Annotated in this window: 15 protein-coding genes and 2 pseudogenes; 8 read left to right on the forward strand and 9 right to left on the reverse strand. The window is 69.4% G+C overall.

What is annotated here, in order from left to right:
• Positions 1–26 precede the first annotated feature (26 nt).
• The gene (locus ACHMXE_RS01560) at positions 27–680 is read left to right on the forward strand and encodes a hydrolase (protein WP_203207036.1); all 654 of its coding nucleotides are present in this window, start codon (positions 27–29) and stop codon (positions 678–680) included.
• A gap of 77 nt (positions 681–757) precedes the next feature.
• Here the strand turns inward: ACHMXE_RS01560 and ACHMXE_RS01565 are convergent, their stop codons facing one another.
• Together ACHMXE_RS01565 and ACHMXE_RS01570 are read right to left on the reverse strand one after the other, a co-directional pair.
• Positions 758–1231: an AtaL-like protein gene (locus tag ACHMXE_RS01565; RefSeq protein ID WP_203207035.1), complete on the reverse strand. Its 474-nt coding sequence runs from the start codon at positions 1229–1231 to the stop codon at positions 758–760.
• 38 nt (positions 1232–1269) lie between these two features.
• Positions 1270–2136: an SDR family oxidoreductase gene (locus ACHMXE_RS01570; protein WP_395346449.1), complete on the reverse strand. Its 867-nt coding sequence runs from the start codon at positions 2134–2136 to the stop codon at positions 1270–1272.
• Positions 2137–2243: 107 nt separating this feature from the next.
• Here ACHMXE_RS01570 and ACHMXE_RS01575 point away from each other — a divergent pair, with 107 nt between their 5' ends.
• Positions 2244–3140 (forward strand): LysR family transcriptional regulator, encoded by an 897-nt coding sequence (locus tag ACHMXE_RS01575; RefSeq protein ID WP_395346450.1) that lies wholly within the window; start codon positions 2244–2246, stop codon positions 3138–3140.
• Between the two features lie 34 nt (positions 3141–3174).
• Here ACHMXE_RS01575 and ACHMXE_RS01580 read toward each other — a convergent pair whose 3' ends face one another.
• Complete coding sequence (locus ACHMXE_RS01580) at positions 3175–3666, reverse strand: GNAT family N-acetyltransferase (RefSeq protein WP_395346451.1); 492 nt, start codon at positions 3664–3666, stop codon at positions 3175–3177.
• A 56-nt stretch (positions 3667–3722) separates the two neighbouring features.
• Positions 3723–4733 carry an AraC family transcriptional regulator gene (locus ACHMXE_RS01585; RefSeq protein ID WP_395346452.1) on the reverse strand — a complete coding sequence of 337 codons (1011 nt, stop codon included), beginning with the start codon at positions 4731–4733 and terminating at the stop codon, positions 3723–3725.
• Between the two features lie 191 nt (positions 4734–4924).
• Between ACHMXE_RS01585 and ACHMXE_RS01590 the strand changes: the two genes are divergently transcribed.
• Both ACHMXE_RS01590 and ACHMXE_RS01595 read left to right on the forward strand, forming a co-directional pair.
• On the forward strand, positions 4925–6412 hold the full coding sequence (locus ACHMXE_RS01590; protein WP_395346453.1) for an aldehyde dehydrogenase family protein: 1488 nt from the start codon (positions 4925–4927) through the stop codon (positions 6410–6412).
• A 158-nt stretch (positions 6413–6570) separates the two neighbouring features.
• Positions 6571–6876, forward strand: a pseudogene (locus ACHMXE_RS01595) (alcohol dehydrogenase catalytic domain-containing protein); the annotation flags it as partial.
• A 20-nt stretch (positions 6877–6896) separates the two neighbouring features.
• Here the strand turns inward: ACHMXE_RS01595 and ACHMXE_RS01600 are convergent.
• The gene (locus ACHMXE_RS01600) at positions 6897–7043 is read right to left on the reverse strand and encodes a hypothetical protein (RefSeq protein WP_395347466.1); all 147 of its coding nucleotides are present in this window, start codon (positions 7041–7043) and stop codon (positions 6897–6899) included.
• Positions 7044–7168: 125 nt separating this feature from the next.
• Here ACHMXE_RS01600 and ACHMXE_RS01605 point away from each other — a divergent pair, with 125 nt between their 5' ends.
• On the forward strand, positions 7169–7576 hold the full coding sequence (locus ACHMXE_RS01605; RefSeq protein WP_395347467.1) for a hypothetical protein: 408 nt from the start codon (positions 7169–7171) through the stop codon (positions 7574–7576).
• A 15-nt stretch (positions 7577–7591) separates the two neighbouring features.
• Here the strand turns inward: ACHMXE_RS01605 and ACHMXE_RS01610 are convergent, their stop codons facing one another.
• From ACHMXE_RS01610 to ACHMXE_RS01625, 4 genes are all read right to left on the reverse strand, one after another.
• Positions 7592–7978: a response regulator gene (locus ACHMXE_RS01610; RefSeq protein ID WP_203207028.1), complete on the reverse strand. Its 387-nt coding sequence runs from the start codon at positions 7976–7978 to the stop codon at positions 7592–7594.
• 32 nt (positions 7979–8010) lie between these two features.
• A complete protein-coding gene (locus tag ACHMXE_RS01615; RefSeq protein WP_395346454.1) occupies positions 8011–9033 on the reverse strand; it encodes an alpha/beta hydrolase in 1023 nt (340 codons plus the stop codon).
• Between the two features lie 145 nt (positions 9034–9178).
• Complete coding sequence (locus ACHMXE_RS01620) at positions 9179–9412, reverse strand: hypothetical protein (protein ID WP_395346456.1); 234 nt, start codon at positions 9410–9412, stop codon at positions 9179–9181.
• Positions 9413–9447: 35 nt separating this feature from the next.
• On the reverse strand, positions 9448–10719 hold the full coding sequence (locus ACHMXE_RS01625) for a carboxylesterase family protein (protein ID WP_395346457.1): 1272 nt from the start codon (positions 10717–10719) through the stop codon (positions 9448–9450).
• A 179-nt stretch (positions 10720–10898) separates the two neighbouring features.
• Here ACHMXE_RS01625 and ACHMXE_RS01630 point away from each other — a divergent pair.
• The 3 genes and pseudogenes from ACHMXE_RS01630 (at position 10899) to ACHMXE_RS01640 (ending at position 13877) form a co-directional block, all read left to right on the forward strand.
• Positions 10899–11773, forward strand: a pseudogene (locus tag ACHMXE_RS01630) (fumarylacetoacetate hydrolase family protein).
• On the forward strand, positions 11770–12567 hold the full coding sequence (locus ACHMXE_RS01635; protein WP_395346458.1) for an alpha/beta fold hydrolase: 798 nt from the start codon (positions 11770–11772) through the stop codon (positions 12565–12567). The pseudogene ACHMXE_RS01630 and the gene ACHMXE_RS01635 overlap by 4 nt, the downstream one beginning before the upstream one ends.
• A gap of 2 nt (positions 12568–12569) precedes the next feature.
• Positions 12570–13877, forward strand: a complete 1308-nt coding sequence (locus tag ACHMXE_RS01640; protein WP_395346459.1) for an amidohydrolase family protein — start codon at positions 12570–12572, stop codon at positions 13875–13877.
• Positions 13878–13903: the final 26 nt, after the last annotated feature.

Below are 13903 nucleotides of genomic sequence, written 5' to 3' on the forward strand. Positions count from 1 at the left end.
CAACAGCGGCAACACAGGAACCAGCAATGACTTCTCGCAACGGTCTTTCTTCGCTTCTTCGTCCCGAAGACTCGGTCCTCGTCCTGATCGACCACCAGCCCTACCAGCTCGCGAACCTGAACAGTCACGAACCGCAGATGGTCGTCAACAACACCGTCGGCCTCGCGAAGGCCGCCAAGGCCTTCGGCGTTCCCACCATCCTGACGAGCGTGATCGCCGAGCGCGGCGGCCTGCTCTTTCCGCAGCTCACCGATGTGTTTCCCGGGCAGGAGGTCATCGACCGCACCTTCATCAACACCTGGCAGGACAAGACCGTGGTCGACGCGGTCAAGGCCACGGGCCGCAAGCAACTGATCATCGCGGGCCTGTGGACCGAGGTCTGCGTCGCGATGCCAACGATCCAGGCGCTCGGCGAAGGCTGGGACGTCACCGTGGTCACCGATGCGTCGGGCGGCGTCTCGGTCGAGGCGCACCAGGTCGCGATCCAGCGCATGATCGCGGCCGGCGCGAACATGCTCACTTGGCTCGCGGTCGCCTCGGAATGGCAGCGCGACTGGGCACGCACGGACAGCGCCGCCGCCTTGACCCAGGTGATCACGCAGCACGCGGGAGGCAGCGGCATCGCCTACCTGTGGGAGCAGCAGCTGCTCAACACGCCGGTGCCCGCCAGCGCGGGCTGAGGACGCAAGGGGATGGCAGCGCACCATCCGCGAACTCGACCCCGTCGCATGACGGGGTGCGTGTCCACGGCGTGTCCTCACAGTCGGCCCTGGACGAGCAGTTCGCGCGTGCGCTTCAGGGTCGACAACAGCGCGCTGCGGTAGCCCTGCTCGCTGTCGAACATCGCCTGCTCGGCCTGCTCCTCGGGGCCGTTCGGCGTCTTGCCGCGCAGTCCGATGTAGCAATAGAAGCGCAGCTGCAACGCGCCAGCCTCGTCCTCGAACAGCTCGTTGACGATCGCGCCTTCGCGCGGACCGCTCGCCTGGAAGAAGGTGACCTTGCGCTGCGGCTCCAGGGCGATGATCTCGCGCAGGTCGGCGCCGGCGATCGTGGCCTCGCGCACGAAGTGGGTCGCGCCCTGCTCGACGACATCGCAACGCGTGCACAGGCCGGGTGGGAGGAACAGGCGTGCGTCGCGCGCCTTCAGTTCGAGGCCTTTCCACGCTTGCTCGCGCGTGAGTGGGGTTTCGCCGTGCGGGTTCACGGCGACCGTGGCGGATGAGTAGATCATGACGGTGCGTCCTTGGTGTTCGTTGGTGGATCGGGTGTTCAGGCCGCGGCGGCGAGGCCGGATGCGAAATCGCGGTACGAGCGCAGCGGCCGTCCCAGCAGCGCCACGAGCCTTTGCACGTCGTCGGCCTGCGGGATCATTCCGTCCGACAGGAAGCGTTCGCTCATGAGACGCATGTCGTAGGCCATCCAGCCCGGCATGAAGTTCTGCAGGTTCTTCTCGAAGCCGGCGGTGTCGTCGCCGCCGTAGGCGACCGGACGACCCAGCACGTCCGACCAGATGCCGGCGATGTCGTGGCCGGCCAAGATATCGGGCCCGACGAGGTTGATGCGCTCGAGCGCGAGCGGCGCGGACGCCTCGTGCCGCATCAGTTCGATGGCGGCGATCTCCGCGATATCGCGCGTGTCGATCATCGCCAGCCCCTTGCCGCCGATCGGCATCGGGTAGACGCCGTGCCCGAGCACCACGTCCTTGATCGTCAGGTCGTTCTGCATGAAATAGGCCGGCCGCAGGATGGTGGCGCCGAAGCCCGTCTGCTCGAGCATCCGTTCCACCGCGAACTTGCCCGCGAAATGCGGGACGTTCACGTAGATGTCGCTGTGGATCACGGACAGGTAGACGACGCGCTCGATCCCCGCCTCGCGCGCCAGGTTGAGCGCGACCAGGGCCTGCGTGAACTCGTCGGGCACGACGCCGTTGAGCAGGAACAGGGTGGAGACGCCCGCCAGGGCGCGGCGCATCGCGTCCACGTCGAGCAGGTCGCCCTGCGCGATCTCCACGCCCGTGGGGAAGGCGACTTTCGATGGATCGCGCACGAGTGCGCGCACCGCGGCACCGCGATCCGCGAGTTGCTGGACGACTTGGCGGCCGATGTTGCCGCTCGCGCCGGTGATGAGGATGGTCATGGAATGGCTCCGGTTCGTTGAAGGAGCCTTGATCTTCCGAGTTCCATGGATGATCCGATAGCCCGTATATTTGGACACCTCGTCTCATCAATGGAACATCCAGGACCATGGACTTTCTTGCCCTCGCCGACTTCAACCTCGTGGCGCGCCACGGGGGCTTCGGGCGCGCGGCCCGCGAATCCGGTCGGCCCAAGGCGACGCTGTCGCGCCGGGTCGCCGACCTCGAAAGCGAGCTCGGCTTGCGCCTGCTGGAGCGCGGCGCGCGCACCCTCAAGCTCACCGAGGAAGGCCGTGCCCTCTACGAGCGAACCAGCGTGCTGCTCACCGAGATCGACGAAACCGCCGCGGAGATCGCGTCGGGCGGCCAGGCACCGCGCGGCCGATTGAGGGTGAGCGCGCCGCTGCTGTTCTCGCAGGCCGCGATGGGCAAGCTCGCCGCGCGATTCGCGCTGAAGCACGGCGAGGTTCAGCTGGAGGTGACGACCGAGGACCGGGCCGTCGACATGGTCGAGGAGGGCTATGACGTGGTGATCCGGGTGAATCCGGACCCCGACGCGCAACTGGTGGGCCGGATCTTTCTCAGGGACCGGCTCGTGGTGGTCGCGAGTCCGACGCTTGCGCGGCCGGCGGGCAAGGCGCCGGTGCCGGCCGTGCTGCGCGAAGGCGGCACGGGAGACCAGACCGTGACCTGGGAGATGCGCAGTCGTTCGGGCACGAAGCGCATCGCCGCGAAACCCGTGCTGCGCCTGTCCTCGTTGTTCATGGTCCGCGACGCGGCCAGGGCGGGCGTGGGCGCCGCGCGGCTGCCGCTGTCGCTGGTGACGCATGACCTGCGCGCGGGAAAGCTCACGCTGTGGGGCGATGTCGAGGGACCCGAGATCGCGCTGTGGGCGCTGTATCCGTCGCGTCGGCTCCTGAGCGCGCGCGTGTCGGCGTTCCTGGACTTCCTCAAGGAGGCATTCCCCACCGGGTCACCCGAAGAGCTGGCGTCCTTCATCGATTGAAGGACTTGCGACTGCCCAGGCGGCGGCGCTGCGGCTACAGCGTCATCACCATCTCGTGCCAGGACATTCCCCCGTGGTCCGACGGCGAAGGCCGCACATACCCATAACCCTGGCGTTCATAGAGCGCCACATGCCGCTCCTTGCACATCAGGTGGATCGTCCGCTTGCCGGCCCGCCGCATCCGCTCGACGAAGGTCTTCATCATCACGGTGGCGTATCCCCGCCCCTGGAACGGCGGATCGATGACCACCGACATGATCACGACGTTGGGTGCCTCGGCGTCGTGGCCGACCAGTTCCTTGAAGGCCTCGTCCGACATCACGACGTCGTGCGCGCATCCGCTGTTGATGAAGCCGATGAGCTGCCCCTCGAGCTCCATGACGAGGAAGCCCTGCGGGTACTGCGCGATGCGGGTGCGGATCTTGGCCAGCGTGGCGGCCTCGTCGCCTTCGTAGGCACCGATCTCGATCGCGTAGCAGCGTTCGGCATCGGAAGGAAGGGCTTGGCGGAAAACGGGGTCTGACATGGAGAGCGGGTCGAGGCGGATGGCGAACCCGCCATGGTACGGACTCGCGCCGCGGCTCAGCGCGCCGAGCGGCGATGGCGTGCGCGCAAGGTGTCGGAAGGCGACTCGCCGAACTGCGCCTTGTACTGCTGCGCGAGACGGCTCAGGTGGAAGAAGCCATGGGCGAACGCGATGTCGGTCACGGTGTCGTCGTCATCCGCGTCCAGCAGGCGCTCGCGCACCTGCGCCAGACGGATGCGCCGCAAATAGGCCGTCGGCGTGATGCCGCGGTGCGCCTGGAACGCCAGCTGCAAGGCACGCACGCCGACGCCCAGCGAAGAGGCGATGTCGGACACCGTCAGCGACAGGTCCGCGATGCGGTCGTGAATGAACGACTCGGCCAGGGTCGCGAGGCGCGCGGGCCGCGATGCGGGCTGCTCTCCGCGCATCCAGCCCGTGTAGTTGTGCGGGTGCCCGTGGAGCAGCGACATGAGAACGAACTGCTCGAGCGACCGATAAGCCGGCGCCGGCAGCGCCGCGGGCAGGGTATCGACCAGGTCCCACACGCCGGACCATGAACGCTCGAGCGCCGGCGTGAACGGCACGGGATCGAACTTCAGTCCATCGTCGAGCGGACGGCCGACGAGGCTGGCGCAGCAAGCCTCCAAGGCGGCCGTATCGGGCCGGAAGGTGATCTGCTCGAAGCTGGCGCCGAAATCGAAACGGGTGGGCCGGCCGGCCGACACGGGGATCGTCGTGCCGGCCCGCCAGGTGGCGCTGCGGTTGCCCTGGGAGACGGTGCCTTCGCCGGCCGTGCAGCGCATGAACAGGAACAGGCCGGGGAACTCGCCCGCGTCGACTTCCACGCGCGCGCCGTAGGCCAGCTGGACCAGCGCCAGCGGCCGGGCCTCGGTCGCGCTCAATTGTGTGTCCAGGGCCCTGGCCCGACGATCCAGGTGGAGTTCGTGCGGGCAGTACACGGCGCCCACGGCGTGGATCGCTTCGTCGAGATCATGGGTTCGATAGTGCATGGTCGCCCCTTCCACGGACTGCGTGGCGGCTCGTGCGCACGGCAGCCGCGCGAGCATTCTAGGGGTGCGTTCCCCGCATGGAAACGCGATACGGGAACGCCCGGAGGCCTCGTCCTGCGCATCGCGGATAGCGCTTCGCATTCCGGATCGCGGCGCGCCGCATCTTCCTCGAGACTGGCGCCAGCCGAGCCGACCGAGCCAACCAGGCCGGTCTCGCGCCCCATCCATCCATGCAGAGGAATCCCTTGATGAGCTCGATCCACGACCTCGGTCTTTCCGAAACCTACGGTGCCTTCATCGACAACGCATTCCAGCCGGTCGACGGCCCGACCTTCGCGGCCCTGCATTCGGGCACGGGCGAGCAGATCGCGCGCATTGCCCGCTGCGGCGCCGCCGAGGTCGACGCGGCCGTGCGGGCCGCCGCCAGGGCCTTCCCGGCCTGGCGCGCCACCGCGCCCGAGGAACGCTCGGCCCTGCTGCTGAAACTGGCGGCGGCCGTGGAGGCCGACCAGCGACGCCTCGCAAGCATCGATTCGGTCGACATCGGGCGGCGCCTCTTCGAGACCGGCCTCGATCACCAGTTCGCGATCTCGCAGTACCGCTACTTCGCGGCCGCGGCCATCACGCACGAGGGATTCGGCCGCCCGATTCCCGGCGGCTACATGGTCGCCCGCCGCGAGCCCTACGGCGTGTGCGGCCAGATCATTCCGTGGAACGTGCCCGCGATCATGGCGGCCTTCAAGATCGCGCCCGCGATCGCGGCCGGCAACACGGTGGTGCTGAAGCCCGACGAGAACGCTTCGCTCAGCACGCTGGAGCTGTGCAGGCACATCGCGAAGATCTTTCCGCCCGGCGTCATCAACATCGTGCCCGGCTTCGGCGAGGAAGCCGGCGCCGCCTTGACCGCGCACCCCGGCGTGGCGAAGCTGGCCTTCACGGGCAGCAGCGAGGTCGGCCGGATCATCTCGCGCGCGGGTGCCGAGCGGCTGGTGCCCGTGTCGCTGGAACTGGGCGGCAAGAGCCCGAACATCATCTTTCCCGACATCGAGGACCTCGACGCGGTGGTCGACAACGCGATGTTCGCGACCCTGTACTGCAACGGCCAGTCCTGCCTCGCCGGCACCCGGCTGTTCGTGCACGACGCGGTCTACGACGCCGTGATGGACCGCCTCGTCGCCGGCATGGAGCGAGTGAAGGTCGGCGCGGCGCTCGCGCCCGACACCGTGCTCTCGAACCTCGTCTCGCCCGAGCAGGGCGAGCGCGTGATGAACTACATCGGCATCGGCAAGGCCGAAGGCGCGCGGCTGATGACCGGCGGCCAGCGCATCGCCGTCGAGGGGCAGGCCCACGGCCACTTCATCGCGCCGACGGTGTTCGAGGCCGACAACCGCATGCGTATCGCGCAAGAGGAGATCTTCGGCCCGGTGCTCAGCGTGATCCGCTGGAAGGACCACGACCGGATGATCGAGGAGGCCAACGGCGTGCGCTACGGCCTGGCCGCCGGCCTCTACACCAGCAACCTGCGCAACGCCTGGGACACGGCCGAACGGCTGCAGGCCGGCTCGGTGTGGATCAACCACTACTTCAACCTCGCGAGCGGCTCGCCCTTCGGCGGCTTCAAGGAGAGCGGGATCGGCAGCGAGTACTGCCACGAGACGCTCAACATGTACACCCACCTCAAGGCCGTGACGATCCAGACGCGGGTGGCCGCGCCCTGGTTCGCGCCCAAGGCCTGAGCCCGCGACACGCAACCCTTCGCCCTCCCCCATCCCCCGTCACCCAAAGAGGTCATCCCATGCAGATCACAGCCGCCGTCATGCGCGAGAAGGGTGGCAGCTTCACCCTCGAGGACATCGAACTGGAGCCGCCGCGCGACGACGAGGTGCTCATCCGCATGAAGAGCTGCGGCGTGTGCCACACCGACACCCTGCCGCGCGACCAGGTGGTGCCCGCGCCCTTCCCCGCGGTGTACGGCCACGAGGGCGCGGGCATCGTCGAGCAGGTCGGCAGCCGCGTGAGCAAGCTCCAGCCCGGCGACCACGTCGTGATGAGCTGCAACTCCTGCGGCCACTGCGACACCTGCCAGACCGGCAAGCCCATGTACTGCAGGCACTTCTTCAAGGCCAACTTCGGCTTCGCGCGCATGGACGGAACGCCCACCATGCACAAGGGCGGCGACGTCGTGCACGGTGCCTTCTTCAACCAGTCCTCGTTCGCGACCTACGCCCTGGGCACCGAACGCAGCGTGGTGAAGATCCCGTCGGACGTGCCGCTCGAGATCATGGGCCCGCTGGGCTGCGGCGTGCAGACCGGCGCGGGCGCGGTCATCAACTCGCTGCGCCCGCAGGCCGGCGATTCGATCGCCATCTACGGCGCGGGCTCGGTCGGCCTCTCGGCGCTGCTCGCGGCCAACGTGACCGGGTGCGCGATCCGCATCTGCGTCGACCCGAACGAGGCGCGCCTGCAGTTCGCGCTCGAGCTCGGCGCCACCCATGTGGTCAACCCGCGGACCACCGACCCCGGTGCGGCGCATCCAGGAGATCACCGGTGGCGGCGGAACCCAGTTCTCGCTCGAGACCTCGGGCAATCTCACGGCCCTGCGCCAGGCCGTCGACTCGATCCAGATCATGGGCGAGTGCGGCATGATCGGCGCGCCCGCATTCGGCAGCGAGATCGGGCTCGACACCTGGGGCCTGCTGCTGGGCCGCAAGATCCGCGGCATCTGCGAGGGCGATTCGGTGCCGGACCTGTTCATCCCGAAGCTGGTCGAGTTGTATCGGCAGGGGCGCTTCCCCTTCGACAAGCTGATCCGGTTCTATGCCTTCGACCGGATCAACGAGGCGGTGGAAGACGGCGAGCAGGGCCGGACCATCAAGGCCGTGCTGCGCTTTCCCGACTGAACGACGCGCTCGCCTTCAGGACCGGTCGACCGCGCGCTCCGTCTCCTCGAGAAAGCGCAGCAGGCCCTCGATCTCCGTCGACTTGTCGAACACCGCATCGGCACCCAGCAGCAGCGCGCGCTCGCGCATGTCCTGGGTCGCGAAGTTCGAGAAGATCACCATGCGCTGGCGCGGCAGGCGGTCCCTGCAGCCCATGAGCACGCCGAAACCGGTGCCGTGGCGCAGGAAGAGATCGACCACGGCCACGTCCCATTGACCGTCGGCGTCGTGCAGCCAGGCCACGGCCTCGGCCTGGGTCTCGGCGGTGCCGACCATGTGCACGGGCGCGAGCTCTTCCAGCGTCGCGATCAGGCTGTCGCGAATCAGGGGGTTGTCCTCGACGAGGTAGCCGGTCAAGCTCATGGTGTGCTCGCAGTCATGTGGGTTCCGGGTGCTCAGCGCGCGAACGATCGCCGCAGCCGCTCGCCCGCGAAGGCCTGCGCGTCCCTGGCCTTCTCGAGCACCGCCGCGGCGCCGAAGAACTCGTGTGCCACGCCCTCGTACTCCTTGCGCGCGACCTCCACGCCGGCCTCGAGCAGGGCACTCTCGAGCTTCGCGCCGTCGCTGCGCAGCGGATCGAGCCTGGCATTGACGATGGTGACGGGCGCCAGGCCCGCGAGCGGCGCATCGACCAGCGACAGCCGCGGGTCGTCGAGGTCCTGCTCGCTGCGCGTCACATGGGTGAAGAACCAGTCCATCATCGCGCGGTTGAGCGGCTTGGCGATCGCGTTCTCGAGGTAGGACTCGGTGTTGCGGCTGGTCTGCGCGACCGGGTAGACCGACAGCACATGGCGCGGGGCGCTCAGGCCGGCATCGCGCGCGGCGATGGCCGTTGCCACCGCCAGGTTGCCGCCGGCCGACTCGCCCGCGAGCGCGAGGCGCGAGGCATCGCCGCCGAACGAAGCCGCGTTCGCCGCGAGCCAGCGGTAGGCGGCCAGCGCGTCGTCCCATGCGGCCGGGAACTTGTGCTCGGGCGCGAGCCGGTAGTCGACCGACAGCACCATGGCCTGCGCGGCCGCGGCAAGCCCGCGCGCGCCGCCGTCGTACACCTGCCGGTTGGCGATCACCCAGCCGCCGCCATGGAAATACAGGACGACGGGAAAGGGCCCCTGGCCCGCGGGCGTGTAAAGCGTGGCGGCCAGCGGGCCGGTGGCGCCGTCCACCGACAGCTCGCGCGTGGTCACGCCGGGCACCAGCGTCTCGGGCGCGGCCGAGCGGTTCTGCCGCTCGAGCACCTTGTTCACGGCATCGGCCGCGGTCGGTTGCCGGCGCGCCTCCTCGGGCGTGAGTTTCTCGATCGCCTGGGGTTCGAGGGATTCGTGGGCCTTCGCCACCGCGATCTGGTCGTCGTCGGCGCGCAGGGCCGCCACGACATTGGACACCGCATTGATCACGGGGTTGGGCTTCTTGTCGCTCATCGGTCAGCTCTCCTGGGATTGAAGTTGAAGCAGGTTGAGCAACTTGTACGACGCGGGGCCCCCCGGGGGCTTGTCGGACGTGGGCGCGCCACGTCGTGGGGCTTCCAGACCCCACTGGGCGCGCGGTCCGCGCACCGGGCCGGAATCAGCGTGGCGAGCCGGCGAGCCCGAGCAGGCCCAGCGCGCGCCGGTGCGTGCCCGATGCCGGGTCCGCGAGATCGGCCAGCACGCTCATGTGGTTGCGGTTCGCGGGCCGCTCGGCACCCACCACCACGCGGCGGCCCCAGGCGCTGGCGATCAGCTCGGCCTGACGGTGGAACTCCTCGCTCTCGTCGCCACCGACCACGGTCACCAGGGTGCCCTGCTTCGGCGCGGGCATCGCGGCCGGGCTCAACCGCAACGCCGAGGCCTCGGTCAGACCGATGTCGGCCGCGAGGAAGGGCGCGTGCCGCAGGGGCTCGAGTTCGTAGACGCCCGAGATCGGCAGCGCCGACTTGACGAGATCGCGCGGCAGGTCGGCGCAACGCGCTGCCAGTCGCAGGCCAGCAGCATGGTGGCGAGGTGGCCGCCGGCCGAATGACCCGCGACGACGATGCGCTCCGGATCGCCGCCATGCGCCGCGATGTTGCGATGCACCCAGGCCAGTGCCTGCGCCATCTGCCGCGCGATGTGCTCGATGTCGACCGCCGGGCACAGCGCGTAGTTGAGCTGCACGAAGGTGGCGCCGGCATCGGCCAGCGGCGGCGCGAGGAAGGCATGGTCGCGCTTGTCGAGCGCGCGCCAGTAGCCGCCGTGGATGTAGGCGAAGACCGGCGCCTTCCCGGCACCCGATGCGGCCGGCAGGATGTCGAGCCGCTCGCTCTCGTCGTCGCCGTAGGCCAGGTCGCGAATCCACTCGGGCCGCTGCAGCGCCTGCGCCGATGCATCGGCCCAGTACTTCAGGATCGACGGATGCTCGGGAATGCGCGCGCGGTTGTTGTACTGCGCATCGAACCATTCGGGCGCCGGCGGCGGTGTCGACGCCGCCGCGGCTTCGGCCGCCGCGCGCTTCGCCGCCGAGTCGCGCAGCGCGGCATCGACCAGCGCGTCGGCCATCCACAGCGCGGTGCGTTCGACCTCGCGGTCCTCGAGGCCCCAGATGTCCTTGAGCACCACGTAGGGCTCGATGCCGTAGACGATCGAGAGGGCATGGTGCAGCCGGTCGCGCATGCGCGGGCTCAAGAGCGGCGACATCGGCTCGAGCGCATGCTCGAGGATGCGCACGCGATGGCCGCGCCGGTACGGTTCCTCGGCCAGCAGGCCCGCGCGCTCGAGGCCCCACTGCTCGAGCGAGAGCTGCGCCGCGGCGCGCATCGGCGCCTCGAATTCCTTGAAGCGCGGGAAGGTCTGGCAGAACAGCTCGTGCAGCCGCTCGCGGCCGTTCGGGTTGTCCGAGGCCATCTGGCGCACCGGGCCCAGCGAGCTGTCGACCACCGCGGTGACCAGCGCGCTGCGGCTCGGAAAGTAGCGGTAGGCGGTAGCGCGCGACACATTCGATCGCGCCGCCGCTTCGGCCACCGAGGGGATGTGGCCCTTCAATCGAATGATGTCCATCGCGGCCTGCAGCAGCTGGCGGAAGGTGGCGGCGCGAACGCCGCGTTCCGGCGCGCGCGGCGCCTCGCTCGGTGTGTGCTTGAGTCTTGCCATCGGGTTTGTACGGGGTTCGGAAATGCGGAAGTCGTCTTGTGGAGATGGTGACACGGCTCGTATGATCCGCGCACCCAGATTTGAGACGCAAGTCTCAAAAATCCCTAGATGACTTCCGGAGCCACCGAGGCGATCGGCGCACAGCGCGACGACCTCGGGGCCATATGGAGACAAAGTCGATGCGCTTCGCAAGCTGGAGTTGGGGTGGCCGCAACCATGCGGGCACGATCTCGGCCGACGGCCGGGAAGCCACGCCATTGGCGGTGGGCGACGCCTCGCGCGGCGTGCTGCCGCTGATCGAGGCGCTGGCACGCAACGAGCCGCTGCCGCAGCCCTCGGGCACGCGGCTGCCGGTCGAGGTGATCACCCTGCGCGCCCCGCTGCCGCGCCCGCTGCGCGGCCTGTTCTGCGTGGGGCGCAACTACCGCGCGCATGCGGCCGAACTCGCGGGCTCGGTGTTCCGCAGCAGCATGCCCGAGAGCGATCCGTGGCCGATCGTGTTCGGCAAGCTCGGCGAATGCGTGATCGGGCCGCACGATCCGGTGCGGCTGCCGCGCTCCTCGGTGTCGGTGCAGATCGACTACGAATCCGAACTCGCGGTGATCATCGGCCGCGGCGGGCGCGACATCCCGCGCTCGCAGGCGATGGAGCACGTGTTCGGCTACACCATCGTCAACGACGTCACGGCGCGCGACGTGCAGATGCGCCACCAGCAGTGGGACCTCGGCAAGAGCTTCGACACCTTCTGCCCGATGGGCCCGTGGATCGTGACCGCCGACGAGATGGACGGCCGCGCCACGCGCGTGCGCGGCTGGGTCAACGGCGCGCTGCGCCAGGACGGCCTGACGCGCGACATGATCTTCGACATCCCGACGCTGATCGAGACCTGCTCGCGCGGCATCACGCTGCATCCGGGCGACGTGATCGCCACCGGCACGCCCTCGGGCGTGGGCATGGGCCTGGACCCGCCGCAATGGCTGGGCCGGGCGACACGGTGCGCATCGAGATCGACGGCATCGGCGCCATCGAGAACCGCTTCGAGGCGCTGGCATGAGCTTCCAGCTCATCGACCGCATCGCGGTGGAGGACGAGGGCGAAGGCCCGGTGGTCGTCTGCGTGCATGGCCTGGGCGGCAGCTCGAACACCTACACGCCGCTGATGCCCGCGCTGGCGCGCCATCGCGTGGTGCGCATCGACCTGCCCGGCAGCGGCCGCTCGCAGCGCGCCGAAGGGCCGCTCTCGATCGAACGCTATGTCCAGACCGTGCTCTCGGTCTGCGAACGCCTGGGCATCGCGCGCGCGCACTGGGTCGGCCATTCGATGGGCACCATCGTCTGCCAGCACATCGCCGCGGCGCATCCCAAGTGCGTGGCGAGCCTCGCGCTGTTCGGCCCGCTGATCGCGCCGCCCGACGCGGCACGCACCGCGATGAAGGCCCGCGCCGACAAGGCGCGCGGCGGCGCGGTGGGCATGCACGAGATCACGCAGGCGCTGCTGCAGGGCGCGATCTCGGCCGACACGCGCCAGCGGCTGCCGGTGGCGGTGGCCTTCGTGCGCGAGAGCCTGATGCGGCAAGAAGGCGAAGCCTATGCGCGCAGCTGCGAGGCCCTGGCCGGCGCGCAGCCCGCGGCGGTGGAGAACATCGAGGCCGCGGTGCTGCTGGTGACCGGCGACGAGGACGGCGTGGCGCCGCCGCAGGCCGTGCGCGCCATGGCCGACCGGCTGCACCGCGCCGCCAGCAAGCGCGTGGTGGTGCTGCCGAAGTGCGGCCATTGGACACCCGTCGAGCGCCCCGACGAGTGCCAGCGCGAGTTGCGCGAATTCCTGGCGGCGCAGGCGAGGAGCTGACCGTGGCCGACGTGCTGTTCACCAACGTCCGCATCTTCGACGGCGGCGGCGAGGCGCCCTTCACCGGCGACGTGCTGGTGCAAGGCAACCGCATCGCGCGCGTCCTGAAGACCTCGCACGGCGCGCGCTCCGCGCCCGTGCATGGCGCCCAGGTCATCGACGGCGCGGGCGCCTTCCTGATGCCCGGCATGGTCGAGGCCCACACGCATTTCTCGTGGAACGACCAGCCCAGCCTCGACGCGATCCAGCGCATGCCGCCCGAGGAGCACATCCTTTGGTGCGCCGAGGTCGCGAAGCGCTACCTCGACATGGGCTGGACCAGCTGCGTGGGTGCCGCCACCGCCAAGCCGCGGCTCGACGTGGTGATCCGCAACGCCATCAACGACGGCACCATCGTCGGCCCGCGCTACCTGGCCGCGAGCCAGGAGATCACGGTGCCCGGCGGGCTCGGCGACACCACGCAGCCGCACCTGCCGCAGCCCGAGTTCGCCTTCGGCGCGGTGGTCAGCGGCGCCGAGGAGATGCGCCGCTGCGTGCGCATGTTCGCCAAGTACGGCGTCGACTCGCTCAAGATCAATCTCTCGGGCGAGTCGATCACCGGCATGCCCAGCGAGATGAGCCAGTTCACCGAGGAGGAGATCCGCGTCTGCGTGGAGGAGGCCAAGGCCTGGGGCAAGCGCGTGGCCGCGCATGCGCGCTCGACCTGGTCGATCAAGCAGTGCGTGAAGCACGGCATCGAGGTGATCTACCACGCGAGCTTCACCGACAGCGAGGCGCTCGACCTGCTCGAGGCGCACAAGATGGAGCACTTCATCGCGCCCGGGCTCGCGTGGCTGATCAACACCTGCCACCACGCGAGCCAGTGGGGCCTGACGAAGGAAGTCACCACGAAGATGGGCTACCACCGCGAGCTCGATGCCGCGGTGGAGAGCATGCGCGCGATGCGCAAGCGCGGCATCCGCATCCTGCCGGGCGGCGACTACGGCTTTGCATGGACGCCGCACGGCACCAATGCCAAGGACCTCGAGTACTTCGTGAAGTACGTGGGCATGAGCCCCATGGAGGCGCTGCTGTCGGCCACCGCCTGGGGCGGTCCGATGATGCGCATGGGCAAGGTGCTGGGCTACATCCGCGAGGGCTACCTGGCCGACATCCTGCTCGTCGACGGCGATCCGCTGGCCGACATCACGGTGCTGCAGGACAAGTCGCGCATCCTGGCCGTCATGAAGGACGGCGAGTTCCACCGCGCCCCGCCGCTGCGCCAGGCGCAGGGCCTGCGCGTCGCCTCTCCCACCCGCTGGGCCGCCTAGGCCTTCCGAACCCCGACCGGAGCACC

It is taken from the genome of Variovorax sp. UC122_21 (genome assembly GCF_044056785.1).
Classification (GTDB): Bacteria; Pseudomonadota; Gammaproteobacteria; order Burkholderiales; family Burkholderiaceae_C; genus Variovorax.

What these genes read in the sequence shown, in the direction of transcription:
- ACHMXE_RS01560 (WP_203207036.1), top strand. Translation starts at nt 27, where the DNA reads ATGACTTCTCGCAACGGTCTTTCTTCGCTTCTTCGTCCCGAAGACTCG.
- ACHMXE_RS01565 (WP_203207035.1), bottom strand. Translation starts at nt 1,231, where the DNA reads ATGATCTACTCATCCGCCACGGTCGCCGTGAACCCGCACGGCGAAACC.
- ACHMXE_RS01570 (WP_395346449.1), bottom strand. Translation starts at nt 2,136, where the DNA reads ATGACCATCCTCATCACCGGCGCGAGCGGCAACATCGGCCGCCAAGTC.
- ACHMXE_RS01575 (WP_395346450.1), top strand. Translation starts at nt 2,244, where the DNA reads ATGGACTTTCTTGCCCTCGCCGACTTCAACCTCGTGGCGCGCCACGGG.
- ACHMXE_RS01580 (WP_395346451.1), bottom strand. Translation starts at nt 3,666, where the DNA reads ATGTCAGACCCCGTTTTCCGCCAAGCCCTTCCTTCCGATGCCGAACGC.
- ACHMXE_RS01585 (WP_395346452.1), bottom strand. Translation starts at nt 4,733, where the DNA reads ATGCTCGCGCGGCTGCCGTGCGCACGAGCCGCCACGCAGTCCGTGGAA.
- ACHMXE_RS01590 (WP_395346453.1), top strand. Translation starts at nt 4,925, where the DNA reads ATGAGCTCGATCCACGACCTCGGTCTTTCCGAAACCTACGGTGCCTTC.
- ACHMXE_RS01600 (WP_395347466.1), bottom strand. Translation starts at nt 7,043, where the DNA reads ATGGCGATCGAATCGCCGGCCTGCGGGCGCAGCGAGTTGATGACCGCG.
- ACHMXE_RS01605 (WP_395347467.1), top strand. Translation starts at nt 7,169, where the DNA reads ATGTGGTCAACCCGCGGACCACCGACCCCGGTGCGGCGCATCCAGGAG.
- ACHMXE_RS01610 (WP_203207028.1), bottom strand. Translation starts at nt 7,978, where the DNA reads ATGAGCTTGACCGGCTACCTCGTCGAGGACAACCCCCTGATTCGCGAC.
- ACHMXE_RS01615 (WP_395346454.1), bottom strand. Translation starts at nt 9,033, where the DNA reads ATGAGCGACAAGAAGCCCAACCCCGTGATCAATGCGGTGTCCAATGTC.
- ACHMXE_RS01620 (WP_395346456.1), bottom strand. Translation starts at nt 9,412, where the DNA reads ATGCCCGCGCCGAAGCAGGGCACCCTGGTGACCGTGGTCGGTGGCGAC.
- ACHMXE_RS01625 (WP_395346457.1), bottom strand. Translation starts at nt 10,719, where the DNA reads ATGGCAAGACTCAAGCACACACCGAGCGAGGCGCCGCGCGCGCCGGAA.
- ACHMXE_RS01635 (WP_395346458.1), top strand. Translation starts at nt 11,770, where the DNA reads ATGAGCTTCCAGCTCATCGACCGCATCGCGGTGGAGGACGAGGGCGAA.